The organism is Streptomyces sp. NPDC056452, from assembly GCF_042796085.1.
Classification (GTDB): domain Bacteria; phylum Actinomycetota; class Actinomycetes; order Streptomycetales; family Streptomycetaceae; genus Streptomyces.
This window is the reverse complement of record NZ_JBHTRI010000005.1, coordinates 226,406-250,012: the sequence shown is the minus strand read 5'-3', so window position 1 is coordinate 250,012 and position 23,607 is coordinate 226,406. Positions and strand designations below refer to the sequence as shown.

General features: G+C 70.4%; 24 protein-coding genes, 1 pseudogene and 1 riboswitch. Of the genes and pseudogenes, 7 read left to right on the top strand and 18 right to left on the bottom strand.

Annotation, left to right across the window (positions count from 1 at the left end):
- Nucleotides 1-124: 124 nt before the first annotated feature.
- From ACFQ6X_RS07615 to ACFQ6X_RS07595, 5 genes are all read left to right on the top strand, one after another.
- Nucleotides 125-616 carry an Lrp/AsnC family transcriptional regulator gene (locus ACFQ6X_RS07615; RefSeq protein ID WP_383177361.1) on the top strand — a complete coding sequence of 164 codons (492 nt, stop codon included), beginning with the start codon at nt 125-127 and terminating at the stop codon, nt 614-616.
- On the top strand, nt 601-1,980 hold the full coding sequence (locus ACFQ6X_RS07610; protein WP_383177358.1) for an aspartate aminotransferase family protein: 1,380 nt from the start codon (nt 601-603) through the stop codon (nt 1,978-1,980). The genes ACFQ6X_RS07615 and ACFQ6X_RS07610 overlap by 16 nt, the downstream gene beginning before the upstream one ends.
- A gap of 216 nt (nt 1,981-2,196) precedes the next feature.
- Entirely contained in the window at nt 2,197-2,934 is a 738-nt protein-coding gene (locus ACFQ6X_RS07605) for an ABC transporter ATP-binding protein (RefSeq protein WP_383177355.1), read from the top strand.
- Nucleotides 2,916-4,079, top strand: coding sequence for a hypothetical protein (locus tag ACFQ6X_RS07600; RefSeq protein WP_383177352.1), 1,164 nt, complete (start codon nt 2,916-2,918; stop codon nt 4,077-4,079). The genes ACFQ6X_RS07605 and ACFQ6X_RS07600 overlap by 19 nt, the downstream gene beginning before the upstream one ends.
- Before the next feature lie 34 nt (nt 4,080-4,113).
- Complete coding sequence (locus ACFQ6X_RS07595; RefSeq protein WP_383177349.1) at nt 4,114-5,232, top strand: LOG family protein; 1,119 nt, start codon at nt 4,114-4,116, stop codon at nt 5,230-5,232.
- Nucleotides 5,233-5,268: 36 nt separating this feature from the next.
- Here ACFQ6X_RS07595 and ACFQ6X_RS07590 read toward each other — a convergent pair whose 3' ends face one another.
- The 5 genes from ACFQ6X_RS07590 to rlmN form a co-directional block, all read right to left on the bottom strand.
- Nucleotides 5,269-5,721, bottom strand: a complete 453-nt coding sequence (locus ACFQ6X_RS07590) for an SRPBCC domain-containing protein (protein WP_383177346.1) — start codon at nt 5,719-5,721, stop codon at nt 5,269-5,271.
- Nucleotides 5,722-5,817: 96 nt separating this feature from the next.
- Nucleotides 5,818-6,840 (bottom strand): ABC transporter ATP-binding protein, encoded by a 1,023-nt coding sequence (locus ACFQ6X_RS07585; protein WP_383177342.1) that lies wholly within the window; start codon nt 6,838-6,840, stop codon nt 5,818-5,820.
- A gap of 2 nt (nt 6,841-6,842) precedes the next feature.
- Nucleotides 6,843-8,456: an ABC transporter permease gene (locus ACFQ6X_RS07580; protein WP_383177339.1), complete on the bottom strand. Its 1,614-nt coding sequence runs from the start codon at nt 8,454-8,456 to the stop codon at nt 6,843-6,845.
- Nucleotides 8,457-8,500: 44 nt separating this feature from the next.
- Nucleotides 8,501-9,598, bottom strand: a complete 1,098-nt coding sequence (locus ACFQ6X_RS07575; protein WP_383177336.1) for a thiamine ABC transporter substrate binding subunit — start codon at nt 9,596-9,598, stop codon at nt 8,501-8,503.
- Between the two features lie 71 nt (nt 9,599-9,669).
- Nucleotides 9,670-9,776: riboswitch (TPP riboswitch) on the bottom strand.
- Nucleotides 9,777-9,853: 77 nt separating this feature from the next.
- Nucleotides 9,854-10,960 (bottom strand): 23S rRNA (adenine(2503)-C(2))-methyltransferase RlmN, encoded by a 1,107-nt coding sequence (gene rlmN / locus ACFQ6X_RS07570; RefSeq protein ID WP_383177333.1) that lies wholly within the window; start codon nt 10,958-10,960, stop codon nt 9,854-9,856.
- A 72-nt stretch (nt 10,961-11,032) separates the two neighbouring features.
- On the opposite strand from rlmN, the gene ACFQ6X_RS07565 reads away from it, so the two are divergent.
- Nucleotides 11,033-11,197: a hypothetical protein gene (locus ACFQ6X_RS07565; RefSeq protein ID WP_383177330.1), complete on the top strand. Its 165-nt coding sequence runs from the start codon at nt 11,033-11,035 to the stop codon at nt 11,195-11,197.
- Between the two features lie 76 nt (nt 11,198-11,273).
- On the opposite strand, the gene ACFQ6X_RS07560 is transcribed toward ACFQ6X_RS07565, so the two are convergent.
- From ACFQ6X_RS07560 to rpsB, 5 genes are all read right to left on the bottom strand, one after another.
- Nucleotides 11,274-12,362 carry a phosphatidate cytidylyltransferase gene (locus tag ACFQ6X_RS07560; protein WP_383177327.1) on the bottom strand — a complete coding sequence of 363 codons (1,089 nt, stop codon included), beginning with the start codon at nt 12,360-12,362 and terminating at the stop codon, nt 11,274-11,276.
- Nucleotides 12,362-12,919, bottom strand: a complete 558-nt coding sequence (frr, locus tag ACFQ6X_RS07555; protein ID WP_031100531.1) for a ribosome recycling factor — start codon at nt 12,917-12,919, stop codon at nt 12,362-12,364. Before frr ends, ACFQ6X_RS07560 begins: the two co-directional genes overlap by 1 nt.
- Before the next feature lie 115 nt (nt 12,920-13,034).
- Nucleotides 13,035-13,811, bottom strand: coding sequence for a UMP kinase (gene pyrH, locus ACFQ6X_RS07550; RefSeq protein WP_329206932.1), 777 nt, complete (start codon nt 13,809-13,811; stop codon nt 13,035-13,037).
- 159 nt (nt 13,812-13,970) lie between these two features.
- A complete protein-coding gene (gene tsf, locus ACFQ6X_RS07545) occupies nt 13,971-14,807 on the bottom strand; it encodes a translation elongation factor Ts (RefSeq protein ID WP_351182178.1) in 837 nt (278 codons plus the stop codon).
- A gap of 102 nt (nt 14,808-14,909) precedes the next feature.
- Nucleotides 14,910-15,848 (bottom strand): 30S ribosomal protein S2, encoded by a 939-nt coding sequence (rpsB, locus tag ACFQ6X_RS07540; protein ID WP_329206935.1) that lies wholly within the window; start codon nt 15,846-15,848, stop codon nt 14,910-14,912.
- Between the two features lie 276 nt (nt 15,849-16,124).
- Here rpsB and ACFQ6X_RS07535 point away from each other — a divergent pair.
- Nucleotides 16,125-16,574: pseudogene (locus tag ACFQ6X_RS07535) on the top strand (peptidoglycan DD-metalloendopeptidase family protein); the annotation flags it as partial.
- A 346-nt stretch (nt 16,575-16,920) separates the two neighbouring features.
- Here ACFQ6X_RS07535 and ACFQ6X_RS07530 read toward each other — a convergent pair.
- The 8 genes from ACFQ6X_RS07530 to lepB form a co-directional block, all read right to left on the bottom strand.
- Complete coding sequence (locus tag ACFQ6X_RS07530) at nt 16,921-17,478, bottom strand: helix-turn-helix domain-containing protein (RefSeq protein WP_351177748.1); 558 nt, start codon at nt 17,476-17,478, stop codon at nt 16,921-16,923.
- Nucleotides 17,479-17,575: 97 nt separating this feature from the next.
- Complete coding sequence (gene whiG, locus ACFQ6X_RS07525) at nt 17,576-18,412, bottom strand: RNA polymerase sigma factor WhiG (RefSeq protein ID WP_329206937.1); 837 nt, start codon at nt 18,410-18,412, stop codon at nt 17,576-17,578.
- A 251-nt stretch (nt 18,413-18,663) separates the two neighbouring features.
- Nucleotides 18,664-19,836, bottom strand: a complete 1,173-nt coding sequence (dprA, locus tag ACFQ6X_RS07520) for a DNA-processing protein DprA (RefSeq protein WP_383177321.1) — start codon at nt 19,834-19,836, stop codon at nt 18,664-18,666.
- On the bottom strand, nt 19,833-21,455 hold the full coding sequence (locus ACFQ6X_RS07515) for a YifB family Mg chelatase-like AAA ATPase (protein ID WP_383177318.1): 1,623 nt from the start codon (nt 21,453-21,455) through the stop codon (nt 19,833-19,835). Before ACFQ6X_RS07515 ends, dprA begins: the two co-directional genes overlap by 4 nt.
- Nucleotides 21,455-21,814: a YraN family protein gene (locus tag ACFQ6X_RS07510; RefSeq protein WP_383177315.1), complete on the bottom strand. Its 360-nt coding sequence runs from the start codon at nt 21,812-21,814 to the stop codon at nt 21,455-21,457. The genes ACFQ6X_RS07515 and ACFQ6X_RS07510 overlap by 1 nt, the downstream gene beginning before the upstream one ends.
- Nucleotides 21,815-21,956: 142 nt before the next feature.
- Nucleotides 21,957-22,265: a DUF2469 domain-containing protein gene (locus tag ACFQ6X_RS07505; RefSeq protein WP_003965949.1), complete on the bottom strand. Its 309-nt coding sequence runs from the start codon at nt 22,263-22,265 to the stop codon at nt 21,957-21,959.
- 63 nt (nt 22,266-22,328) lie between these two features.
- On the bottom strand, nt 22,329-22,817 hold the full coding sequence (locus tag ACFQ6X_RS07500; protein ID WP_383177312.1) for an NUDIX hydrolase: 489 nt from the start codon (nt 22,815-22,817) through the stop codon (nt 22,329-22,331).
- Nucleotides 22,807-23,583 (bottom strand): signal peptidase I, encoded by a 777-nt coding sequence (gene lepB / locus ACFQ6X_RS07495; protein WP_383177309.1) that lies wholly within the window; start codon nt 23,581-23,583, stop codon nt 22,807-22,809. The genes ACFQ6X_RS07500 and lepB overlap by 11 nt, the downstream gene beginning before the upstream one ends.
- Between the last annotated feature and the right edge of the window lie 24 nt (nt 23,584-23,607).

Genomic DNA, 23,607 nt, shown 5'->3' with positions numbered 1-23,607 from the left:
CGGTGACGCTTTCGACATACCCACCCGCCGAGAACTTCGGATTCGGTGAGATTCAGGTGCCCAGACAACGAATTTCATCGATTCGGGCTTGCCAGACAGACGAGTAGGGGTGCAGAGTGGATGCGTGGCCAGTCGTAGCGCAGACTCCAGGACCGGGAACGGATCGTCACCCGCGGTCGATGCCGTATCCCTCGCAATCATCGAACAGCTCCAGGAGGACGGACGTCGGCCGTACGCCGCCATAGGCAAGGCCGTCGGCCTCTCCGAAGCGGCCGTGCGCCAGCGCGTCCAGAAGCTGCTCGACCAGGGCGTGATGCAGATCGTCGCCGTCACGGACCCGCTGACGGTGGGATTCCGGCGCCAGGCCATGGTCGGCGTCAACGTCGAGGGTGATGTCGACCCTGTGGCGGAGGCGCTGTCGGCGATGACCGAATGCGAGTACGTGGTGATGACCGCGGGCTCCTTCGACCTGATGGTGGAGATCGTCTGCGAGGACGACGACCACCTGCTGGAGACGATCAACAGACGCATCCGGGCCGTTCCCGGAGTGCGCTCCACCGAGAGTTTCGTCTACCTCAAGCTGAAGAAGCAGACCTATATGTGGGGAACCCGATAGCCGTGAGCAAGGACCTCAGCCGAACCGCGTACGACCACCTGTGGATGCACTTCACCCGCATGTCGGACTACGAGAACGCGCCCGTTCCCACCATCGTGCGTGGCGAGGGCACCCACATCTTCGACGACAAGGGCAAGCGCTACCTCGACGGCCTGTCCGGCCTGTTCGTGGTGAACGCCGGACACGGCCGCCACGAGCTCGCCGAGGCCGCGTACAAGCAGGCTCAGGAGCTGGCCTTCTTCCCCGTGTGGTCCTACGCCCACCCGAAGGCCGTCGAGCTGGCCGAGCGGCTCGCCACCCACGCGCCGGGCGACCTCAACAAGGTCTTCTTCACCACGGGCGGCGGCGAGGCCGTCGAGACCGCCTGGAAGCTGGCCAAGCAGTACTTCAAGCTCACGGGCAAGCCGACCAAGTACAAGGTCATCTCGCGTGCGGTCGCCTATCACGGCACCCCGCAGGGCGCCCTGTCCATCACCGGCCTGCCGGCCCTCAAGGCCCCCTTCGAGCCGCTGGTCCCCGGCGCGCACAAGGTCCCGAACACCAACATCTACCGCGCCCCGCTCTTCGGCGACGACCCGGAGGCCTTCGGCCGCTGGGCCGCCGACCAGATCGAGCAGGAGATCCTCTTCGAGGGCGCGGACACCGTCGCGGCCGTCTTCCTGGAGCCGGTGCAGAACGCCGGCGGCTGTTTCCCGCCGCCGCCCGGATACTTCCAGCGGGTCCGCGAGATCTGCGACCGGCACGACGTGCTCCTCGTCTCCGACGAGGTCATCTGCGCCTTCGGCCGGCTCGGCACGATGTTCGCCTGCGACAAGTTCGACTACGTACCGGACATGATCACCTGCGCCAAGGGCATGACCTCGGGCTACTCCCCCATCGGCGCCTGCATCATCTCCGACCGGCTGGCCGAGCCGTTCTACCAGGGCGGTAACACCTTCCTGCACGGCTACACCTTCGGCGGCCACCCGGTCTCCGCCGCGGTCGGCCTCGCCAACCTCGACATCTTCGAGCGCGAGGGTCTCAACCAGCACGTCCTGGACAACGAGAACGCCTTCCTCACCACGCTGCAGAAGCTGCACGACCTGCCGATCGTCGGCGACGTCCGCGGCAACGGCTTCTTCTACGGCATCGAGCTGGTGAAGGACAAGGCCACCAAGGAGACCTTCACCGACGAGGAGACCGAGCGCGTCCTGTACGGCTTCCTCTCCAAGGCGCTGTACGAGAACGGCCTGTACTGCCGGGCCGACGACCGTGGCGACCCGGTCGTCCAGCTCGCTCCGCCGCTGATCTCCGACCAGTCGACGTTCGACGAGATCGAGGGCATCCTGCGGGCCGTCCTGACGGAGGCCTGGACGAAGCTCTGACCGACGCTCCGGCCACCGGTCGCACCACTTCCGGCAGTCATTTCATACGGTCCACGCGGCCCGGATACACCCGTTCGAGTGAGAAGGGGTGCGTCCGGGCCGCGTGCTGTCCCGACACCCCGCTCCGACTACCTAGCGTGCCGAGTGACCGATCGGCCCTGTCTTCGTTCCCCCGTACGGGGGACGGGAAATCTGATCTGAACCGAGGTGTACGCCATGGTGGCCCCGCCGGACAACGACGTGATCTGGGCACGTTCCCTGCACCACTCCCACAACGGATCACCGGGGCTCGGCGGTGTCTCCCTCGGCGTCCGCGACGGTGAGGTCCTCGCCGTCACGGGCCCCCGGGGCAGCGGCAAGACGACGCTGCTGCACTGCCTCTCCGGCCAGTTGGTGCCCCAGCAGGGCGAAGTCTGGTTCAACAGCGTCCCCATCCACACCATGGGCCCGCGGCTGCGCGAGCAGCTCCGCCGCGACCGCTTCGGCTGGATCGCCGCCGAGCCCCAGCTCGTACCGGAGCTGACCACCTGGGAGAACGCCGCTCTTCCGCTGCTGCTGCGGGGCGTCTCGCACCGGGCGGCGAAGAAGGCCGCGACGGAGTGGCTCGAGCGTCTCGACATCGGCATGCTCGCCAAGAAGCGCCCGCACACATTGCTCCAGGCGCAGCGTCAGCGGATCTCCGTGGCCCGCGCCCTGACCGCGTCACCGTCCGTGATCTTCGCGGACGAGCCGACGGCGACCCTCCACCGCCCGGAGCGCGCACAGCTGCTGCGCACCCTCACCACGGCGGCGCGGTCCCACGGCATCACCGTCGTGCTCGCCACCCATGACGCCGAGGTCGCCGCCCTCGCCGACCGCGCGGTCTCCCTGCTGGACGGCCGTCGTGTCACCACCGTCGCCCTGCCCGCCGTATCGGATACGGAAGGCCGCTCGGCGTGCTCGCTCTCCGTCTGACCCGCGGTTCCCATCCCCTGGTCCTGACGCGGCGGCTGCTCGTCGCGGCCGCGTCGGCCGGGGTCGGCTTCCTGCTCCTGTGCACCCTCGGGTACGCCTCCGCGCACCCGGCGCACGCCTCGACCTCCGTCCTGAGGTTGCTGTGGTGTGCCGTGCCGCTGGCCGCGACGGTGCAGTTCGCGGTCGCGGTGGCGCGTACCGATCCGAGTACACGCCCGCGCCCGGGACTCTTCGCCGTGGGACTCGGGCCGGTCCGGCTGAGCGTGCTCGCCGCCGTGTCCACCGCGGTGTCCACCACGCTGGGCTCGATGGTCGCCCTGCTCTTCTTCCTCCATCTGCGGGGCGATCTGACCGGGCTGCCGTTCGACGGCGGTGCGGCCGAACTCCTCGGCGCCCAGGCCCCGTTGCCGCTGGCGGCCGCGCTGATGCTGCTGACCCTCGTGCCGCTGGCCTCGGCGGCGGCGAGCGGGCTCGCGCTGCGCTCCCGTCCCGTCGCACCGTCCGAGGCCCAGGAGGCGGAGGAGCTCCTCGCCCCCGTACCGGCCCCGACCGGGCTTCCGTGGGGAGTCGCGCTGACGGCCGCCGGCCTCGCAGTCGAGGCGTACGCGAACCGGGGTTCGGCGGGCAGTCCCTTCCCGCTGCCGGGGAGGCTGGACTCCACTCCGGCGAGCGTGCTGGTGGGCTGGACCCTCACGGCGATCGGTCTGGCCATGGCCGGTCCCGGCCTGACCCATCTCTGCGGGCGGCTGCTCCAGTCGGTGCGCCCCGGAGCCGTGCGTCTGCTGGCGGGGAGGGTCCTGATGGACGAGGCGCGCCGGATCGGCCGTCCGCTCGGGATCGTCTGCGCGGTGCTGTCCGGGGTGATCGCGGGGTCGGTGCTGTACGACGGGGGACCGCGGCCCTTCGGCCCGCTCACCACGCTCGGCGCCGTACTCGTCCTGGGCTGTACGACGGCGACGCTGCTGACCTCCGCGCTGGAGGCCAAGCAGTCCCGGACGCGTACCGCCGAGACCCTGCTCCGGCTCGGCGCACCGGCTTCCTCGCTCCGCGGCGCCGCCGCCCTGCGGGCATTGGTGCTGCTGGCTGTCTTCGCCCCGCTGACCTGGGTGATCGCGGAGCTGGCGGCCCTTCCTCTGACGGGGTGACACCCGGCGCCGGGGCGGTCCGTAGCATGGCGGCGTGGAGAATCCGGACGAGAACACGTACGCACCCGGCGTCGAGATCGAGACGCTCACCGCATTCGACGTGGCAGTGGCCGCCGGGACCCTGGCCGGCCATCGTGTCCAGTCCGTCGACCTGACCGGCCGGGGCGAGGCGCTCCTCGTGACCGAGACCCGGGGCGCGGTCTTCCTCGGCTGCCGCATGGATCCCCGTGCCGAGGCGAAGATACGGGCGGACGGGGCGTTCGTCTTCCCGCCGGTGCCCGGGCTGCCCTTCGACCCGTACCGCGGACTGCTCTACACCCCCGACGCCCTCTACGAGGGCCTGGCCGAGGGCGGTTACGGGTCGACGCCGGACGCGCGGGCGTACGACTGGTTCCAGCTGACCAAGTCGAACGGCGATGTCTTCGCCTCGATGCTGCGTGCGCTCCACGACGACGCGGTCTCCGACGCTCTGGACGAACACCTCGCCGGGGCCCGGGTGGTGGGCGTGATGGGCGGCCATGCCATGGCCCGCGGTTCCGAGGCGTACCGCGGCGCCGCCGCACTCGGCAGGGAGCTGGCCCGCAGCGGTCTGACCGTGGCGACGGGCGGCGGCCCGGGTGCCATGGAGGCGGCCAACCTCGGCGCGTACGCAGCCCCGCACTCCGACGCGATGCTGCTCAAGGCCTGCGAACTCCTCGCCGCGTCACCGTCGTTCAGCCCCTCGGTCACCGACTGGGCGACTGCTGCCTTCGCCGTCCGGAGCCGCTGGCCCGACGGCGGATCCTCGGTCGCGATCCCGACCTGGTTCTACGGCCACGAGCCGCCGAACGCCTTCGCGGACCACATCGCCAAGTACTTCGCCAACGCCGTGCGCGAGGACGGGCTGCTGGCCCGCTCGAACGCCGGTGTGATCTTTCTGCCCGGCGCCGCCGGGACCGTGCAGGAGATCTTCGACAACGCGACGCCGAACTACTACGAGTCCCGTTCCGCGCCCACGCCGATGGTGCTGGTGAACCGCGCGCACTGGACGGAGAAGCTGCCCGCCTGGCCGCTGCTGAGCGCGCTGGCGGCGGACCGGGCGATGGAGTCCCGTATCGCGCTCGTCGACACGGTGGAAGAGGCAGCCGGGGCCCTCGCCCGGCTGACGGACTGAACGGCAGGCCCAGGTTCCACCGGCTCGCCGGTCGGCTCAGCGGGCGGCGAGGCGGACGTCGAGGGCGTCGAAGAAGGCGTCCCAGCCGTCCTCGGCCGCCGCGTACTGCTCGGGCGTGAGATGGCCGCCGCGCTGCTGGAAGACCATCTCGGTGGACTTCCTGCTGCGCTCGGTGAAGGTGACCGTGACGGTCTCGCCCTCGGCGTCCGCGGGCGCGCTCCGGTCCTTGAGCGTGAAGACGAGTCGCTCGGGGGCGGACACCTCCCGGTAGACGCCGTGGAACGGCATCTCCGCGCCGGGCACGATGATGACCAGGCTCCACTCACCGCCGGGCGTGACGTCCATCGACACCCGGTCCAGCGGCACGTCCGCGTCACCCCCGTACCAGGCGGCGAAGTCCTCGGGGACCGTCCAGGCTGCGAAGACCCGGTCCCGCGGTGCGTCGACGACGCGGGTGATGTCGATGCCCTCGCGTGCTGATCCAGTCATGATCCCTGTCCTTCCCGACGGTTCCGTGTCCAGGGGACCAGGCTCCGGGGTGCTCCGCCAGCCGAACGGGCCGGGCCCGAGGGCCTTGCGTCCGGGTCAGGCCGGGGAGAGGACCACCGTCTCCGCAACGTCGAACCTCACGCCCACCGTGGCCCCCTCCTCCGGGGTGTCCCGCAGCCCGCATTCGGCCTCCAGAGCGGGCCCGTCGGCGGGGTGCAGGGTCACGGCGACGTGGTGGCCCCGGAACGTGCGCGCGCCCACCGTGCAGGTCAGCCCGTCCTTCGCGCCGCCGATCCGTACCCCGGCCGGCCGGACCAGCAGCTCGCACGTGCCCTGGGGCGAGTCCTCGGGCACCGGCACCTTGCCCCATGGCGTGTCGGCGGCCGTGCCGGTCACCGTCGCCTCCACCACGTTGTCGAAGCCGAGGAACCGGGCGACGAACGCGGAGGCAGGGCGCTGCCAGACCTCCAGAGGGGTCCCCGCCTGGGCGATCCTGCCGTCCCGCATGACCACCACCCGGTCCGCGAGGGCGAAGGCCTCGCCCTGGTCGTGGGTGACGGCGAGCACCGTCGTACCGAGCCGACCGAAGAGGGTGCGCAGCTCGACGACGAGCCGTTCGCGCAGGCTCCGGTCCAGCTGCCCGAGCGGCTCGTCCAGCATCAGCAGTTTCGGGCGGGGTGCCAGCGCGCGGGCAAGGGCGACGCGCTGCTGCTCGCCGCCCGACAGGGCGGCGACGGCCCGCCGTCCGGCGCCGGGCAGGCCGACGAGGTCGAGGAGCTCGTCGGCCCTGCGGTCGCGCTCGGCCCGGGAGACCCCGTGCATCCGCAGCCCGAACGCGACATTCGCGCCGACGTCCCGGTGCGGGAAGAGCTGGTGGTCCTGGAACATCAGCCCGAGCCCGCGACGGTGCACCGGCACGGCGGCCTGGTCGGCTCCGTCCAGGAGCACCCGTCCGCCGTCCAGCCGCTGCAGCCCCGCGACGACCCGCAGGAGCGTCGACTTGCCGCTGCCGCTGGGCCCGAGGACACAGACGATCTCGTGGTCGGCGACCTCCAGGTCCACGGCGTCCAGCGCGGTCCGCTCCCCGAAGCGGACCGTGGCCGCGTCCAGTGCCAGCATCTCTAGAACTCCCCGGATCGGTCGGTGCGGATACGTTCGAGCAGGAGCAGCGACACCGCGCAGACGAGCATCAGGATCGTGCTGAGTGCCATCGCCTGCCCGTAGTTGAGCTCCCCGGACCGCCCCAGCAGCCGGGCGACCGCCACCGGCAGGGTGGGGTTGTCGGGGCGGGCGATGAACACGGTCGCCCCGAACTCGCCGAGTGACACGGCGAACGCGAAGCCCGCGGCCACCAGCAGCGCCCGGCGCACCAGCGGCAGATCGACCTCTCGCCAGGCCCGCAGCGGCGAGGCGCCGAGCACCGCCGCTGCCTCCCGAAGCCGGTCGTCCACCGCGCGCAGGACGGGCAGCATGGTCCGTACGACGAAGGGAACGCCCACCAGCGCCTGGGCGAGCGGTACGAGGATCCAGGACGTACGCAGGTCCAGGGGCGGCTCGTCGAGCGTGATCAGGAAGCCGAAGCCGACGGTGACGGCGGACACCCCGAGGGGCAGCATCAGCAGCGCGTCGAAGCCGCGCACCAGCGGTCCTGCCCGCCTCGTCAGGGCCGCCGCGGCGAGACCGCCGATCACGAGGGCGATGAGGGTCGCGACCAGCGCGTACTGCAGCGAGTTCCCGATGGCTTCCAGCGGCGGGACCAGGAACGTGGAGCCGCTCGCGTCGGCGGACTGCAGCGCGCGGTAGAAGCCGAAGCCGTAGCCGCCGGACGTGTCCAGGGAGCGTTCCACCAGCACGCCCAGGGGCACGACGATGAGCAGCGCGACGGTCAGCAGTACGCCGCCGAGCAGGGCACGCTGCCCGGCCCCGCGCGGCCGGCGGGAGGTCTGCGCCGGGTCGACGAGCCTCAGCGCGGTCTCCCTGCGCCGCACGGTCCACGCGTGTACGGCGAGGATCCCGCCGACCGCGGCGAACTGGACCAGGGTCAGCACGGCGGCCGTCGGCAGATCGAGCAGCTGGGCGGTCTGCCGGTAGATCTCCACCTCCAGCGTGGAGTAGGCAGGACCGCCGAGGATCTGGACGACTCCGAAGGAGGTGAACGTGAAGAGGAAGACCATCAGGGCGGCGGCGCCCACGGCAGGCGCCAGCGCGGGCAGGGTGACCCGCCGCCAGGCCGCGAGGCGTCCCGCGCCGAGCACCCGGGCGGCCTCCTCCTGACGGGGGTCGAGTTGCGACCACAGCCCGCCGACGGTCCGTACGACGACCGCGTAGTTGAAGAAGACATGGGCGAGGAGGATCGCCCAGACCGTGGTGTCCAGCCGGACGCCCCACAGCTCGTCGAGAAATCCGCCGCGCCCCAGCAGTGCCAGGAACGCCGTCCCCACGACGACCGTAGGCAGGACGAACGGCACGGTCACGACCGCACGCAGCAGTTGCTTGCCGGGAAAGTCGAACCGGGCGAAGACGTAGGCTCCCGGCAGCGCGATCAGCAGCGTGAGCACGGTCGACGCGAGCGCCTGCCAGGTGGTGAACCAGAGGACGTCGGCGATGTCCGGCCGGCTCAGCACCTCGCCGATCCGGCCGAACTGCCAGACGCCGTCCGCCTTCAGCCCCCGGCCGACGATCGCGACGACGGGGTAGGCGAAGAACAGCGCGAAGAACGCGACGGGCACGGCCATCAGGCCGAGCCGCGCCGCGTTCCCCCTCCAGGAGGGACGCGCTGCTACTTCACGACGAGCGAGGACCACGACTGGACCCACTGCTCACGGTTCTTGGCGATCTTCTCCGGGTCCACGGTCGCCGGCTTGTCGACGGTCGCACCGAACTTCGTGAAGAGCTCCGGCAGGGCGGCGTCCTTCGCGACCGGGTTCACGAACATGTTGAGCGGCATGTCCTCCTGGAACTGCTTGCTGATCAGGAAGTCCAGCAGTGCCTTGCCGCCCGCCTCGTTCTTCGCACCGTCCAGCAGGCCGGCGAACTCGATCTGGCGGAAGCAGGTTCCGGTGGCGACCCCGGTCGGTGCCTCGGTGGGCCGGGGCTCCGCGTACAGCACCTCGACGGGCGGGCTGGAGGCGTACGAGACGACGAGCGGCCGGTCGGCCTTGGTCTTCTTGCCGCCCGCGGAGCCGGAGAACTCCTCGTTGTACGCCTGCTCCCAGCCGTCGACGACCTTGACGCCGTTGTTCTTCAGCTTCTTCCAGTAGTCCTGGTAGCCGTCCTCGCCGTAGGTGGCGACGGTGCCGAGGAGGAAGCCGAGGCCGGGCGAGGAGGTCGCCGCGTTCTCGGTGACGAGGAGGTTCTTGTACGCGGGCTTCAACAGGTCGTCGAACGACTGCGGCGGCGCGAGCTTCTTGTCCGCGAAGTACTTCTTGTCGTAGTTGATGCAGATGTCGCCGGTGTCGACGGGCGTGACCCGGTGCTTGTCCGCGTCCAGCTGGGTGTCGGCCGCGACGCGGTCGAGCCCCTTCGCCTCGTACGGCGTGAACAGTCCGTTGTCCAGGGCGCGCGAGAGCAGCGTGTTGTCGACGCCGAAGAACACATCGCCCCGGGGGGATCCCTTGGTCAGGATCTCCTGGTTGAGCGCGGCACCGGCGTCACCGCTCTTCAGCACCTTGACCGTGTAGCCGGTCTCCTTGGTGAACGCCTTGAGGACCGAGTCCGAGGCGTTGAAGGAGTCGTGGCTGACGAGCGTCACCGTCTTGGAGGCCTTGGAGTTCCCGGAACCGGAGGCATCGTCGTCGGATCCGCCGCAGCCCGCGAGCACGGTGACGCCCAGCGCGGCGGCAAGCGCCGTCGCGGCGCACTTCGTGGTGGTGTTCATGTGATTCCTCCTGGAAGTGACCAGGAAGAGACGCGGCCCCACCCGCTCGGCGAGCGGGCAGGGCGCAACAGCTTGAGTAAGGTCCGAACTTCCTACCCGGAATGACCCGGGCGAGGTTCAGAGGGTCTGCGGCTCGGTGCCGCACTCTCAGCGCTGTGGCGCTCCCCTGTCGGAATATGAAGTTGATTTCCGGGCCAGGCTACACCGGCCGGATCACGCCGTTCCGGCCGGATGGCGCCCGTACCCGGAACCGCGTCAGCGCTCGGAGGCCGCCAGCTGTCCGCAGGCCCCGTCGATCTCCTGACCACGGGTGTCACGGACCGTGACGGGCACACCGTGAGCGGCGATCGCGTCGACGAACGCCTTCTCGTCCTCGGGCCGCGAGGCGGTCCACTTGGAACCGGGCGTCGGGTTCAGCGGGATGAGGTTGACGTGCACCCGCTTGCCCTTGAGCAGCCGGCCCAGCCGGTCGCCCCGCCATGCCTGGTCGTTGATGTCGCGGATCAGCGCGTACTCGATGGAGATGCGCCGGCCGGACTTCTCGGCGTACTCCCACGCCGCGTCCAGCACCTCCCGGACGTTCCAGCGCGTGTTCACGGGAACGAGGGTGTCGCGCAGCTCGTCGTCCGGGGCGTGGAGCGAGACGGCGAGACGGCACTTGAAGCCCTCGTCGGCGAAGCGCAGCATGGCCGGCACCAGGCCCACCGTGGACACGGTGATCCCACGCTGCGAGAGTCCGAGCCCGTCCGGCTCGGGGTCGGTCAGCCGCCGGATCGCCCCGACGACGCGCTTGTAGTTGGCCAGGGGCTCGCCCATACCCATGAAGACGATGTTGGAGAGCCGCGCGGGCCCGCCCGGGACCTCACCGTCGCGCAGCGCCCGCATGCCGTCCACGATCTGGTGCACGATCTCGGCGGTCGAGAGGTTCCGGTCGAGGCCGGCCTGCCCGGTCGCGCAGAACGGACAGTTCATCCCGCACCCGGCCTGCGAGGAGATGCACATCGTCACCCGGTCCGGGTACCGCATGAGGACGGACTCGACGAGCGTCCCGTCGTGCAGCTTCCAGAGCGTCTTACGGGTGGTGTCGTCGTCGCAGCTGATGTGGCGCATCACGGACATCAGGTCGGGGAACAGCGCCTCGGCGAGCTTCTCCCGCGAAGCGGCCGGGATGTTGTTCCACTCGGCCGGGTCGTGCGCGTACCGCGCGAAGTAGTGCTGCGACAGCTGCTTGGCGCGGAAGGGCTTCTCGCCGGTCGCGGCGACTGCTTCCTTGCGCTCGTCGGGGCTGAGGTCGGCGAGGTGCCGCGGCGGCTGCTTGGCTCCGCGGGGCGCGACAAACTGGAGTTCTCCGGGCTTAGGCATGGTTCTTCCAGTGTCGCAGACACGCCGTGGTACCAGAGGTCGTCGCCCGCCCGGGTGGGCGAGGGCGCGACCGTGTCCGGGGCGCTGCCGGCGCCGTCCGCCGATGTCGGAGGCCTTGTGACGGCCCACGGGCGGGTGCGGGCCGCGCGCACGACCGTGACCGATCGCACCCAAGGACTGCTGTACGCGGTGCGGCTGCCCACCCCCGGCGCCGAGGCCCGGACACCGCACGAGTGAGGGTCCGCCGCCCTGTGGGCAACGGACCCTCACTCGTAGAACTGCAGGTCACACGGCACGTGGCCGCAACAGTGGCTCAGCCGGATCCGACGAACAGCACCAGCAGCAGCCAGACCACCGGCGCGGTCGGCAGCAGCGAGTCGAGCCGGTCCATGATGCCGCCGTGACCCGGCAGCAGTGTGCCCATGTCCTTGATCCCGAGGTCACGCTTGATCATGGACTCACCCAGGTCACCGAGGGTGGCACTGGCGGCGACCGCGAGGCCCAGCAGCAGCCCCTGCCACCACCTGCCGTCGTCGATCAGGAACTGCATGCACAGCGCACCGGCGACCATCGCGAACCCGATCGCGCCGAAGAGGCCCTCGCGGGTCTTCCCGGGACTGATGCGCGGCGCGAGCTTGTGCGTACCGAAGCGCCAGCCGACGGCGTACGCACCGGTGTCGGCGACCACGGTGAGCAGCAGGAAGGTCAGCACCCGCCACGGACCGTCGTCCGCGGTGAGCATCATCGCGACGAACGTCGCCAGGAACGGCACGTAGAAGACGGCGAAGACACCGGCCGTGACGTCCCTGAGGTAGCCCTCCGGCGGCTCGGTCATCCGCCAGACGAGCACCGCGAGCGCGGTGAGCGCCATGGCGACCCAGGCGCCCTCCGCGTCCCGCACGTAGCCGGCGACGACCATGGCGGCGCCGCCGACGGCGAGCGGCACGAGGGGGGCGTTGATCCCCTTGCGCTCCTTGAGGCGCGAGGTGAGCTCCCAGAGCCCGACCACCACCGCCAGCACGACCACACCGACGAAGACGGCCTTCACGATGAAGAGCGAACCGGCCACGACCACGCCGAGCCCGAGACCGACCCCTATCGCGGCGCGCAGATCACGACCTGCCCGCTTCTTCTGCGGTGGGGGCGACGGCAACGAGGTGGACATGGGCTCCTGCTGCTTCTCGTCACGGAACAGGGGACCGCTGACGTGCGCGGCTTCCCTGTCCCGGTTGTCGCGGTCGTCTGCGTCTCTACCTGCGTCGGGAACGTCCGGCACGATGGGCATGGGCCGAGTCTGCTGGGCGACGTGCACATCGTGGGCAGGACCCGCCGGAGCGGTCCCCATCTCGGGCGGACCCCAGTAGCCGGCGCCCTGCGGGGCGCCCCAGGAAGAGTCGTTCATCAGACCTCGAGCAGCTCGGCTTCCTTGTGCTTGAGCAGCTCGTCCACCTGTGCGACGTACTTCGCGGTGGTGTCGTCGAGCTCCTTCTCCGCACGGCGGACCTCGTCCTCGCCGGACTCCTTGTCCTTGACGAGCTTGTCGAGCGACTCCTTGGCCTTGCGGCGGATGGAGCGGATCGAGATCTTGGAGTCCTCGGCCTTGGTCTTGGCGACCTTGATGTACTCCTTGCGGCGGTCCTGCGTGAGCTCCGGGAACGTCACACGGATGATGTTGCCGTCGTTGCTCGGGTTGACGCCGAGGTCGGAGTCGCGGATCGCCTGCTCGATGTTGCGCAGCGCGGTCTTGTCGAACGGAGTCACCACTGCCATGCGCGGCTCGGGGACCGAGAACGAGGCCAGCTGGTTGATCGGGGTCAGCGCGCCGTAGTAGTCGGCGACGATCTTGTTGAACATCGCCGGGTGCGCACGGCCGGTACGGATCGCCGCAAAGTCCTCTTTGGCGACCACGACGGCCTTCTCCATCTTCTCCTCGGCCTCGAGGAGGATTTCTTCGATCACCACGTGCTCCTGCGTGTCTTGAGTGGGCCCGGCATCGTCGGGCCCTGCGGATCCTGCGTCGCGTCCTCACCTGCACGGTGTCCGACCGGCAGGCCGTTGTCCATCCTTTGGGCCGTCAGGCCCTGGTGCTCTCGTCACTCACGAGCGTGCCGATCTTCTCACCCTTGACCGCGCGGGCGATATTGCCCTCCGTGGTCAGCTCGAAGACGAGGATCGGAAGCTGATTGTCACGGCAGAGCGTGATGGCGGTGGCGTCGGCGACCTTGAGGTCGCGGGCGAGCACCTCGCTGTACTCCAGCGCGTCGAACTTCACCGCAGCGGGGTTGTTCTTCGGGTCGGAGTCGTAGACGCCGTCCACGCCGTTCTTGCCCATCAGCAGCGCCTCCGCCTCGATCTCGAGGGCGCGCTGGGCCGCGGTGGTGTCGGTGGAGAAGTACGGCATGCCCATGCCCGCGCCGAAGATGACGACGCGTCCCTTCTCCAGGTGCCGTACGGCACGGAGCGGGATGTACGGCTCCGCGACCTGACCCATCGTGATGGCGGTCTGGACGCGTGAGTCGATGCCTTCCTTCTCCAGGAAGTCCTGCAGTGCCAGGCAGTTCATGACCGTGCCGAGCATGCCCATGTAGTCGGACCGTGCCCGGTCCATGCCGCGCTGCTGCAGCTCGGCGCCGCGGAAGAAGTTGCCACCGCCGATGACGACCGCGATCTCCGCGCCGTCCCGTACGACCGCGGCGATCTCGCGGGCGATGGCGTGCACGACATCGGGGTCGACGCCGAGACCCCCACCACCGGCGAACGCCTCGCCGGACAGCTTCAGCATGAAGCGGCCGGAAATCTTGCCGTCGTCGCCCTTGTGGTCACCCTGGGAGGCGTCTGCGCCCTTGTTCATGGAGATTCTCCTCGTGCACATACGAAGAAGGCCATTGCCGGTGGGTCTGGTGTCCCTCAGCGGCAATGGCCTCCTCGTCAGTTCTGCGGTCGTCCGGCATGAGTGCGGCCAGCGACTGCACCAGACCCTATCGGGGTCCGCCGTTGTTCGCGGACGGACTCAGATGCCGACCTTGATGCGCGCGAAGCGCTTCAGGCTGACACCGGCCTCGTCCAGGACCTTCTGGACGGACTTCTTGGCGTCCTTGGCGAACGCCTGCTCCAGGACGACGACGTCCTTGAAGAAGCCGTTGACGCGACCCTCGACGATCTTCGGGAGGGCGGCCTCGGGCTTGCCCTCCTCACGCGAGGTGGCCTCGGCGACACGGCGCTCGTTCTCGACCGTCTCGGCGGGGACCTCGTCGCGGTTGAGGTACTTCGGGGCGAAGGCAGTGATGTGCTGCGCGACGTCCTTGGCCACCTCGGCGTTGGGCTTGTCCAGCTCGACGAGCACGCCGACCTGCGGCGGGAGGTCGGGCATCGTGCGGTGCATGTACGCAGCCACGTAACCGCCGGTGAACTGCGCGAAGCGGTCCAGGACGATCTTCTCGCCGAGGTTGGCGTTGGCCTCGTCCACGTACGCCTGGACCGTCTTGCCGGGCTCGATCTCCGAGGCGAGGAGCGCCTGGATGTCGGCCGGGGAGGTCGCGGCGACGTGCGCGGCGAGCGTGTTGGCGACGGCCTGGAACTTCTCGCCCTTGGCGACGAAGTCCGTCTCGCACTTCAGCTCGAGCAGGACGCCGGAGGTCTTGTCCTCGGAGATGAGGGAGACGACGGCGCCGTTCTCGGCAGAACGGCCCTCGCGCTTGGCGACGCCCTTCTGGCCCTTGATACGGAGCGCCTCGACGGCGCCGTCGACGTTGCCGTCGGCCTCGTCGAGCGCCTTCTTGCAGTCCATCATGCCGGCGCCGGTGAGCTCGCGGAGCTTCTTGACGTCAGCGGCGGTGTAGTTCGCCATGAGTCTGTTTCTCTCTCGAAGTCTGAAAGATCTACGGGTGAACGGCGGGGGCGGTGCCAGTGGCACCGGCCCCCGCCGTCATTCAGCCGTGACTGACGGGTGTCAGGCCTGCTCGTCCGTGGCCGGAGCCTCGGCGGCGGGGGCGTCCGCGGCCGGAGCCTCGGCAGCCGGGGTCTCGGCCTCCTCGGCAGCGGCGACGGCCGGCTCGGCGTCGGCGGCCTTCTCGGTCTCGGCGGAGGACTGAACCTCGGCGTCGTCCTTCTTCTCGCCCTCGAGCAGGTCTCGCTCCCACTCGGCGAGCGGCTCGCCGGCGGCCTTCTCGCCCGGCTTCGAGTCACCGGTCGCGGCACCGGAACGGGCGATGAGGCCCTCGGCGACGGCGTCGGCGATCACGCGGGTGAGCAGGGTGACGGAGCGGATCGCGTCGTCGTTGCCCGGAATCTTGTAGTCGACCTCGTCGGGGTCGCAGTTGGTGTCGAGGATCGCGACGACCGGGATGTGGAGCTTGCGCGCCTCACCGACGGCGATGTGCTCCTTCTTGGTGTCGACGATCCAGACGGCGCTCGGCACCTTCTGCATCTCGCGGATACCACCGAGGGTCTTCTCCAGCTTGGCCTTCTCGCGGGAGAGGACCAGGAGCTCCTTCTTGGTGAGGCCGGAGGCGGCCACGTCCTCGAAGTCGATGAGCTCGAGCTCCTTCAGACGCTGAAGGCGCTTGTAGACGGTGGAGAAGTTGGTGAGCATGCCGCCGAGCCAACGCTGGTTGACGTACGGCATGCCGACGCGCGTCGCCTGCTCGGCGATGGCCTCCTGCGCCTGCTTCTTCGTACCCACGAACATGATGGAGCCGCCGTGGGCGACGGTCTCCTTGACGAACTCGTAGGCGCGGTCGATGTACGACAGCGACTGGAGCAGGTCGATGATGTAGATGCCGTTGCGCTCGGTGAAGATGAAGCGCTTCATCTTCGGGTTCCAGCGACGGGTCTGGTGACCGAAGTGGACGCCGCTTTCCAGCAGCTCCCGCATCGTGACGACGGCCATGGCCGTACTCCTTGAGGTGCTCGGTTATCGCGACCGCAGGTTTGCTGTCGCGCCTGACGCCCCGACGCGCCGTGCCACGAGGGACCGAGGAGCGCGGACACCTCCGAAGAGAGGGAGGTGGCGGGGCGTGCGAAGTCGACCCGGTGACCCGGATCGCCAAAAGAAGTGTACGGGACCCGTCGAGTGCCGGGTGACGGCGATGTCCACAACCCGTCGGCTGTCCACAGATCCGGTCCATGATCCCCGCGGAACCGCCTGCCGGGAGAACGTTCCGTCATGTACCGCACTTCCGAAACAAGCGTACGGCGCTTCCGCGCCGCGCTGCCGGTGGTCCTGCTGCCCGTACTGAGCGCGCTGCTCACCGTGCTGCTGGGAGGGGCCGGCGCCCGGGCGGCACCGGGGCCCGCGCCGGAGGGTGACCGCGCCTGGCCGCTCGCGGGCAGGCCACTGGTGGTACGCGGATGGGAGCCGCCCGCCGGTCCGTACGCGCCGGGCCACCGGGGCGTCGACCTCGCCGCGCGGCCGGGCACCCCGGTGAGGGCCGCCGCACCGGGCCGGGTCTCGTTCGCGGGGCCCGTGGCGGGGCGCGGGGTGGTCTCGGTCGAGGTGGCCGCAAGCGGCGAGCCGCCGCTGCGCATCACGTACGAACCCGTACGGGCGCAGGTCGCGAAGGGCGACGAGCTCGTGGCGGGCCAGGTGGTGGGGGTGACCGGGCCGGGGCCGTCCCACTGCGCGTCCGGCTGCCTGCACTGGGGGCTGCGGCGGGGTGACGCCTATCTGGATCCGCTGTCGCTGCTTCCCCCGTCACTGCTGCGCCGCGGGCCCTCCCGCCTGCTGCCGGTCTTCGGCGTACCGCTGCCGGGGGCGGAACCTGCGCCGGGGTCCGGGCACGCTGCCTCGGTCTCCGGACCTGCGCCGCAGTCCGGGCTCCCCGCCGTGGTCACGGCGCAGCCGGCCGGTTACGGCACGGGCGGATACGGGCCGGGCGGGTACGCGCAGGTCGTGGCGCTGCTGCTCCTGACGGGAGCCGTCACCGTGCACCGCGGCCGCAGGGGGCGGCGTAGCGGGCGGTTCAGCCGCGTACGCCGCGCAGGACCATCGCCACGGCGGTGTCCGCGACCACGCCGGGCTCCTCGGCCGCGCCCAGCTCGATCCGGCGCACCGCCGCGTCCACGGAGCCCTGCAGGAGCATCGCGGCCAGTCGCGGCTGGGCATGGCCCAGGTCGCCGAGCGCCTCGACGATCATGGCGATCAGTCCGCCGTGCGCGGCCCTGATCTTCTCGCGCGCACCCGCATCCAGCTCGCTCGCGGAGATGGCGACGACCGCGCGGTGCCGCCGGTCGCCCACCAGATCGAGCTGCCGGCGCACATAGGCCTCGATCTTCTCCTCGGGCGTCCCGGCCCGGTCCATCGCGTTCTCGACCTCGGCGGCCCAGACGGGAAAGTCGACGGCGCAGAGCTCCTCGACGACTGCCGCACGGGAGCGGAAGTACTCATAGACGGAGGACCTGGCAAGGCCGGTGCGCTCGGCGAGGGCGGGGAAGGTCAGCGCTTCCGTACCGCCCTCGGACAGCAAGGAGCGTGCGGCGTCCAGGAGGGCGCCGCGCTGCATGGTCCGGTGCTCGGCCACGGAGGCCGCTCGAATCCTGGGCACGCCTCCACTCTACGGCGGCATCTGTTCGAGAGGGGGTGCTCGGCTGCGATCGGGTGGCCGAACCGGCCCCGGCTCAGCGGCCGGCGTCCGCCAGTTTGGCCCGGAGCTGCAGCACGGACTTGGTGTGGATCTGACTGACCCGGCTCTCGGTGACTCCGAGGACGTTCCCGATCTCGGCGAGGGTGAGGCCCTCGTAGTAGTAGAGGGTCACCACGGTCTTCTCGCGTTCGGGGAGGGTGTTGATCGCGCGGGCGAGCAGCCGTCTGAGCTCACGGTCCTCGGCGACCTCGACCGGGTTGTCGGCTGCGGTGTCCTCCAGGGTGTCCATCAGGCTCAGCCGGTCACCCCCCTCACCACCGACGTGCAGGAGTTCCTCCAGAGCCACCACGTTGGCGAGCGACAACTGGCTGAAAACAGCGTGAAGTTCCTCCAGCGCGATGCCCATCTCCGCGGCGACCTCGGCCTCCGAGGGGGTACGCCGCAGCTGCGCCTCCAGGGTGGCGTAGGCGCGCTCCACGTTGCGCGCCTTCTGGCGCACCGACCTCGGGATCCAGTCCAGTGCCCGGAGCTCGTCGATCATCGCGCCGCGGATCCGGGTGATCGCGTAGGTCTCGAACTTGATGGCCCGTTCGATGTCGAACTTCTCGATGGCGTCGATCAGCCCGAAGACCCCGGAGGAGACGAAGTCCGCCTGTTCCACGTTGGACGGCAGCCCCACGCTCACCCGGCCGGCGACGTACTTCACCAGGGGTGAGTAGTGCAGGATCAGCTGCTCCCGGAGGCGCCCGTCGCCAGTGGTCTTGTATGAACGCCACAACTCCTCGAGCGAGGAAGGGGCGGGAGGGCGCACAGTGCCACGCGCAGCCGGTGGTACTGCCGCGCGGTCAGACCCGGAGGTGTGCTGGGGCATGTGGTGCCTTGAGCCGTTCTGCTGTGAAGTGCTGGGGACGTGTCTCTGGGGCGGATTCCTTGTGAGCGTAGCGTGACTGAAGTGTTGCGGTGCGCGCAGGACAACGGATCCGTGCTGTGCAATTCCGTTCCATATCCCGCGCTGTCGGACATGACCGAAGGCCGGGAACGTCACCGCGCGCACCGGCCCCGGCGGCCCGAACGGGTACTGCCGAGGTCATCTGCATCACCTTTTCACCCGAATGCTGCCGGTCAAGTACCGCCTCGCCGCGCGTCCCCATTGCGTGTCGGTGCCACCGTCAACTGCCATCCGTCGCCCTCGCGTTCGACGAACCCCAGTGAGTGCAGTTCGTACAACCGCCCGAGTGCCTCATCGGTGCTGGTCCCGGCCGTACGGGCGACGTCGCGCCCCTCCACCGTCCCCTTGCGGGGCAGCGCGTCCAGCACCCGGGCGCTGACGTGGTCCAGGAGGTCCCTCGGCAGGACCGGGCCTCGCCTGGCCGGGGCCAGATCGCCTATCTCCCCCACCAGTTCGGCGATTTCGGAGGCGTCGGTGACCAGGACGCCCTCACCGCGCAGAAGTTCATGGACCCCTGCCGACAGGCCGCTGGTGGCGGGGCCCGGTACCCCCATCGTGTAGCGGCCCAGCCGCTGTGCGCTCCTCGCGGTGACCAGCGAGCCGCTGCGGTATTCGGCCTCCACCACGACGGTGCCCCTCGTGAGGGCGGCGATCACCCGGTTCCGGAGGATGAACCGGCTGCGCGTGGGGTGGTCGGAGGGCGGCAACTCGCCGATGACCAGTCCCTGTTCGACCATGCGTCCGATCAACTCGGCGTGCCCCCGCGGATAGGCGACATCCACCCCGCAGGCCAGCACCGCCATGGTCGCCCCGCCGGCGGCCAGGGCGCCGCGATGGGCCGCACCGTCCACCCCGAAGGCCGCCCCCGAGACCACCACCCAGCCCCGTTCGGCCAGCCCCGCGCCGATGCTCGCCGCCATGTGCGCCCCGTACGGTGTGCAGGCCCGGGCTCCGACCACGGCGACCGAGCGCAGCGCCCACAGGCGCAGGTCGGGCCGCCCCCGGACCCAGAGGCCGATGGGCCGCGCGTCCGACAGGTCGTCGAGCTGGCTCGGCCACTCCGGGTCGCCGGGACAGACGAACCGCCCCCCGACCGCGGCCACGTCCGCCAGGTCCCGCTCGGGATCGGCGGTCGAGGCCCGTAAGCGGTACCCGCTCAGCCGTGTCGCGGTCATCCCCTTCAGCTTCTCCGCCGAACCGTCCGCGACGGTGAGGCGCCTCACCAGCTCGACGGGACCCACCTCGCGGAGCCATCGGCCGGCACGCTCGTCCCCCGGCTCGAAGATGCGGGTCAGCGCGGCACGTGCCGGCCGCTCCCGGCCGGCACGGACCGACGGGCTGTTCACGAGGCACCGGCCCGCACGGGTACGCCCCGGTGAATGCCCGTCCGCAGTTCCAGGGCTGTGGCGATGTCTGAGGCGTCCGGGCGGTCGGCGGCCCTCAGGTCCGCCACCGTCCACGCGACCCGGAGCACCCGGTCCAGGCCCCGGGCGGTGAGGATGCCGCGTTCCATGTCGCGCTCCGCGGCCATCAGCGCACCGGGTGCCGCGAGCAGCCTGGTCCGCAGCTCATGACCGGGGACTTCGCTGTTGGTGGTCCAGGGCGTGCCCGCGAGCCGGTCCGCGGCCCGCACCCTGGCCTCCCGCACCCGGGCGGCGACATCGGCCGAGGTCTCGCCCCGGCCGCCACGCCCCATCAGATCCGCCCGGCCCACCGGCTCGACCTCCACCCGCAGGTCCACCCGGTCCAGCAGCGGCCCGGAGAGCCGGGCCTGGTAGCGGCGGACCAGCGAGGGCGGGCATTCGCAGCCCGCGCCCGTCAGGGTGTGCCGGCCGCAAGGACAGGGGTTCGCGGCCAGGACCATCAGGAATCTGGCGGGCAGCCGCACCACCCCGGCCGCACGTGCGACGACCACGTGTCCGGATTCCAGGGGCTGACGCAGCGCGTCCAGAGCCCGTCCGGAGAATTCGGGAGCCTCGTCAAGAAAGAGAACACCTCTGTGTGCCAGGGATACCGCTCCGGGCCTCGGCAGCCCGTTGCCCCCGCCGACGAGCGACTGCATCGTCGCCGAGTGGTGGGGTGCGCAGTACGGCGCCCGGGTGACCAGCGGTTCACCCGGTGGGAGGATGCCCGCCACCGAGTGCACGGCCGTCACTTCGAGGGATTCCTGCCGGGTCAGCGGCGGCAGGATCGCCGTGAGGCGTTCGGCCAGCATCGTCTTGCCTGCACCGGGCGGTCCGGAGAGCATCAGATGGTGCCCCCCGGCTGCGGCGACCTCCAGGGCCTTGCGCGCTCTGGGCTGCCCGGCGACGTCGGCCAGGTCGGGGCGGTGCCCCGCGCCCTGCGTGCCGAGCGGCGCGAGACCCGTGCCGATGCCGGCGCCCGGCATCATCAGTCCGGCCAGCATCGCGTCGGGGCGGCCCCGGTCGGCTGCCGGCTCGTCGGGCACGGGCTCGTCGCCGAGCACGGCGATCAGCTGACGCAGGCTCCGCACCCCGAGGACCGAGACCCCCGGCACCAGCGCGGCCTCCCCCGCGGTCTGCTCCGGAACCACGACCTGCCGGTAACCCGCCTCGGCCGCCGCGAGGACCGCGGGGAGCACCCCGCGCACCGGACGGACCCGGCCGTCGAGGCCGAGCTCCCCGATCATCACCACATCGGCGATGGCCGCGGGATCGATCCGCTCCGCGGCGCCGAGCACCGCGCACGCTACGGCGAGGTCGAAGCCGGACCCTCCCTTGGGCACGGACGCGGGGGAAAGCCCCACCGTGAGCTTCTTCTGCGGCCACTCGGCCCCGGAGTTGACGACCGCGGCCCTGACCCGGTCCCGGCTCTCCACCAGACTCTTGTCCGGCAGTCCGACCAGGGTGAATGCGGCCACGCCCGGTTCCAGATCGGCCTGGACCTCCACCACCACGCCCTCGACGCCCACCAGCGCCACCGAACACGCCCGCGCGAACCCCATCAGGCCACGCCCCGGACATGCTCGGCGACCGGCGCTCCGCGCCGGGGCAGGATCACACCCACCAGATCGATCCGGACCCCGCCCCGGGGCGGTCCGCCGTGACGCTCGAGCCAGATCTCGGCGAGCCGGCGCAGCCGGTCCGCCTTGGTCGGGGTCACGGCCTCCATCGGATGCTCGAAGCATCCTGCCCTGCGGGTCTTCACTTCGCAGAAGACCATCGCGTCGCCGTCCCTGGCGACGATGTCGATCTCCCCTGCGCGACAGCGCCAGTTGCGCTCCAGTACGGCCATACCGGCGTCGGCCAGCAGCCGCGCCGCCAGGTCCTCGCCGTACCGCCCGAGTGCCCCCCGTGCGTTCATGTCGGCACCACCTCCGGCACCGACTCTGACGCGCCCCGTCCGATCTATTGGATCTTGGTGGACAACTCACTCATTGTGAATATTCCGGCCACCCGGACGAGTGAACCAACGCCCGGAAGCGACACCCGGAGCGGCATGCCGATCACCCGCCCGGAAGTTCGAGATCGCTCTTGTTGAGCTCCTCGATGTTCACGTCCTTGAAAGTCAGCACGCGGACCTGCTTGACGAACCTGGCGGGCCGGTACATGTCCCAGACCCACGCGTCCGCCATGGAAACCTCGAAAAAGACCTCGCCCTGGACCGAGTGCACCTGCATCTCGTAGTCATTGGTGAGGTAGAAGCGCCGTTCGGTCTCGATCACATATTTGAACAGACCGACGACATCGCGGTACTCCCGGTAGAGCTTCAGCTCCATCTCGGTCTCGTACTTCTCGAGGTCCTCGGCGCTCATGGCATGTTCCCCTTCAGCCGTGCGTCCCCCTATTGTGCGTCAGCCTCACGCACCCCTGGACGATTAGACGATTTCGGGGGCGAGAACCAGCGGATCGCGCGGGGGACCCTCGTCGAGCAGCGTGCGCAGCAGCTCGCCGAGCCTGGTCGGGTACACCGTCTCACGCGTCGCGAGAAGTTCGGCGGAAGTCCACCACCTGAGCCCGGCAACGCTGCGGAGCTCCAGCTCGGTGAGCCCCTTCTGGTCCGTGGCGGTCTGCGCCGTTCGAGCCAGGAAGTACCACTCGTCCTGGTCCCAGCGCCGCCCGTCGAACGGGAAGGAGCAGATCCGCGTCCAGAGAACCGGGCCCAGCTCGAGGTCCGTGATCCCGGTCTCCTCGGCGAGCTCGCGCAGCGCGGCCTCCGCCCTGGTCTCGTCGCCCTCCAGCCCTCCGCCGGGGGTGAACCACCAGCTCGTCCCGGGGTCGTCGGGCTCGAACCCGTGCAGCAGGAGGATCCGGTCGTCCGGGTCCAGGAGCACGACCCGGGCCACCTTGCGTGCCTCAGCGGGCACCGGCAGCGGCCCCTGCCCGCTTGTTCCCGCGTCCGGAGCGCCCCGCGATCGCACCGAAGGCGGCCCCGCCGACGATGAGTGCCACCCCCGCCACAACGGCCCCGATCTGCAGTCGCAGCGGCCCGTTGGACGACACGCCGCCCGGCAGGGCCGCGAAGGCCTCGGGGCGGTCGATCATGCCGTTCATGGGCCACGCGATGGCATCCACCCGCGCCTGCACGGCGCTGCGCGGCACCGAGCCCTGCCCCGGGTCCTTGAGGTGGACCCTGGAGTCCAGCGAACCGGTGCGCTCGTCACCGAGCAGGAAGAGCTGCCCCTCGGGGACCTCCGCCGTGAACTCCTGCACCGAGGCAGGGGCCTCGCCGTCGGCCTCGACCAGCAACGGGCCACCGTTCGCCCGCAGATACGGTTCCTCGATGGGCTTGCCGTTGATGGTCAGCCGGCCGTTCCTGTCGCAGCAGGCGACCTTGTCACCGCCGACACCCACGACCCGCTTCACCATCGGCACATCGCCCCACGCCGCGTCCGTGAAGACGACCACGTCACCGCGCCGCACGTCGGCGCCGTCCACCCGCTCCGCGAGCACCCGGTCCCCGGCGTTCACCGTCGGGGTCATCGACTCGGTCGGCACCGTGTACGGCTGGTACACCACCGCTCCCCAGGCGAACCCGCCGAGGAAGAGCACACAGCCGACGGCCACGGCCAGGTTCGACAACATGGTGCCGAGCCGGCCGCGGCCGTCATCCGTACGTCCTGTTCCGCTCATCCCAGCGCTCCCCCATCGGAGATC

What these genes read in the sequence shown, in the direction of transcription:
- ACFQ6X_RS07580 (WP_383177339.1), bottom strand. Translation starts at nt 8,456, where the DNA reads ATGGCCGTGCCCGTCGCGTTCTTCGCGCTGTTCTTCGCCTACCCCGTC.
- ACFQ6X_RS07515 (WP_383177318.1), bottom strand. Translation starts at nt 21,455, where the DNA reads ATGGGGTTCGCGCGGGCGTGTTCGGTGGCGCTGGTGGGCGTCGAGGGC.
- ACFQ6X_RS07605 (WP_383177355.1), top strand. Translation starts at nt 2,197, where the DNA reads ATGGTGGCCCCGCCGGACAACGACGTGATCTGGGCACGTTCCCTGCAC.
- rpsB (WP_329206935.1), bottom strand. Translation starts at nt 15,848, where the DNA reads ATGGCCGTCGTCACGATGCGGGAGCTGCTGGAAAGCGGCGTCCACTTC.
- pyrH (WP_329206932.1), bottom strand. Translation starts at nt 13,811, where the DNA reads ATGAACAAGGGCGCAGACGCCTCCCAGGGTGACCACAAGGGCGACGAC.
- ACFQ6X_RS07590 (WP_383177346.1), bottom strand. Translation starts at nt 5,721, where the DNA reads ATGACTGGATCAGCACGCGAGGGCATCGACATCACCCGCGTCGTCGAC.
- ACFQ6X_RS07560 (WP_383177327.1), bottom strand. Translation starts at nt 12,362, where the DNA reads ATGAACGACTCTTCCTGGGGCGCCCCGCAGGGCGCCGGCTACTGGGGT.
- ACFQ6X_RS07510 (WP_383177315.1), bottom strand. Translation starts at nt 21,814, where the DNA reads ATGAACGCACGGGGGGCACTCGGGCGGTACGGCGAGGACCTGGCGGCG.
- rlmN (WP_383177333.1), bottom strand. Translation starts at nt 10,960, where the DNA reads ATGCCTAAGCCCGGAGAACTCCAGTTTGTCGCGCCCCGCGGAGCCAAG.
- tsf (WP_351182178.1), bottom strand. Translation starts at nt 14,807, where the DNA reads ATGGCGAACTACACCGCCGCTGACGTCAAGAAGCTCCGCGAGCTCACC.
- ACFQ6X_RS07585 (WP_383177342.1), bottom strand. Translation starts at nt 6,840, where the DNA reads ATGCTGGCACTGGACGCGGCCACGGTCCGCTTCGGGGAGCGGACCGCG.
- ACFQ6X_RS07575 (WP_383177336.1), bottom strand. Translation starts at nt 9,598, where the DNA reads ATGAACACCACCACGAAGTGCGCCGCGACGGCGCTTGCCGCCGCGCTG.
- whiG (WP_329206937.1), bottom strand. Translation starts at nt 18,412, where the DNA reads ATGCCCCAGCACACCTCCGGGTCTGACCGCGCGGCAGTACCACCGGCT.
- ACFQ6X_RS07505 (WP_003965949.1), bottom strand. Translation starts at nt 22,265, where the DNA reads ATGAGCGCCGAGGACCTCGAGAAGTACGAGACCGAGATGGAGCTGAAG.
- lepB (WP_383177309.1), bottom strand. Translation starts at nt 23,583, where the DNA reads ATGAGCGGAACAGGACGTACGGATGACGGCCGCGGCCGGCTCGGCACC.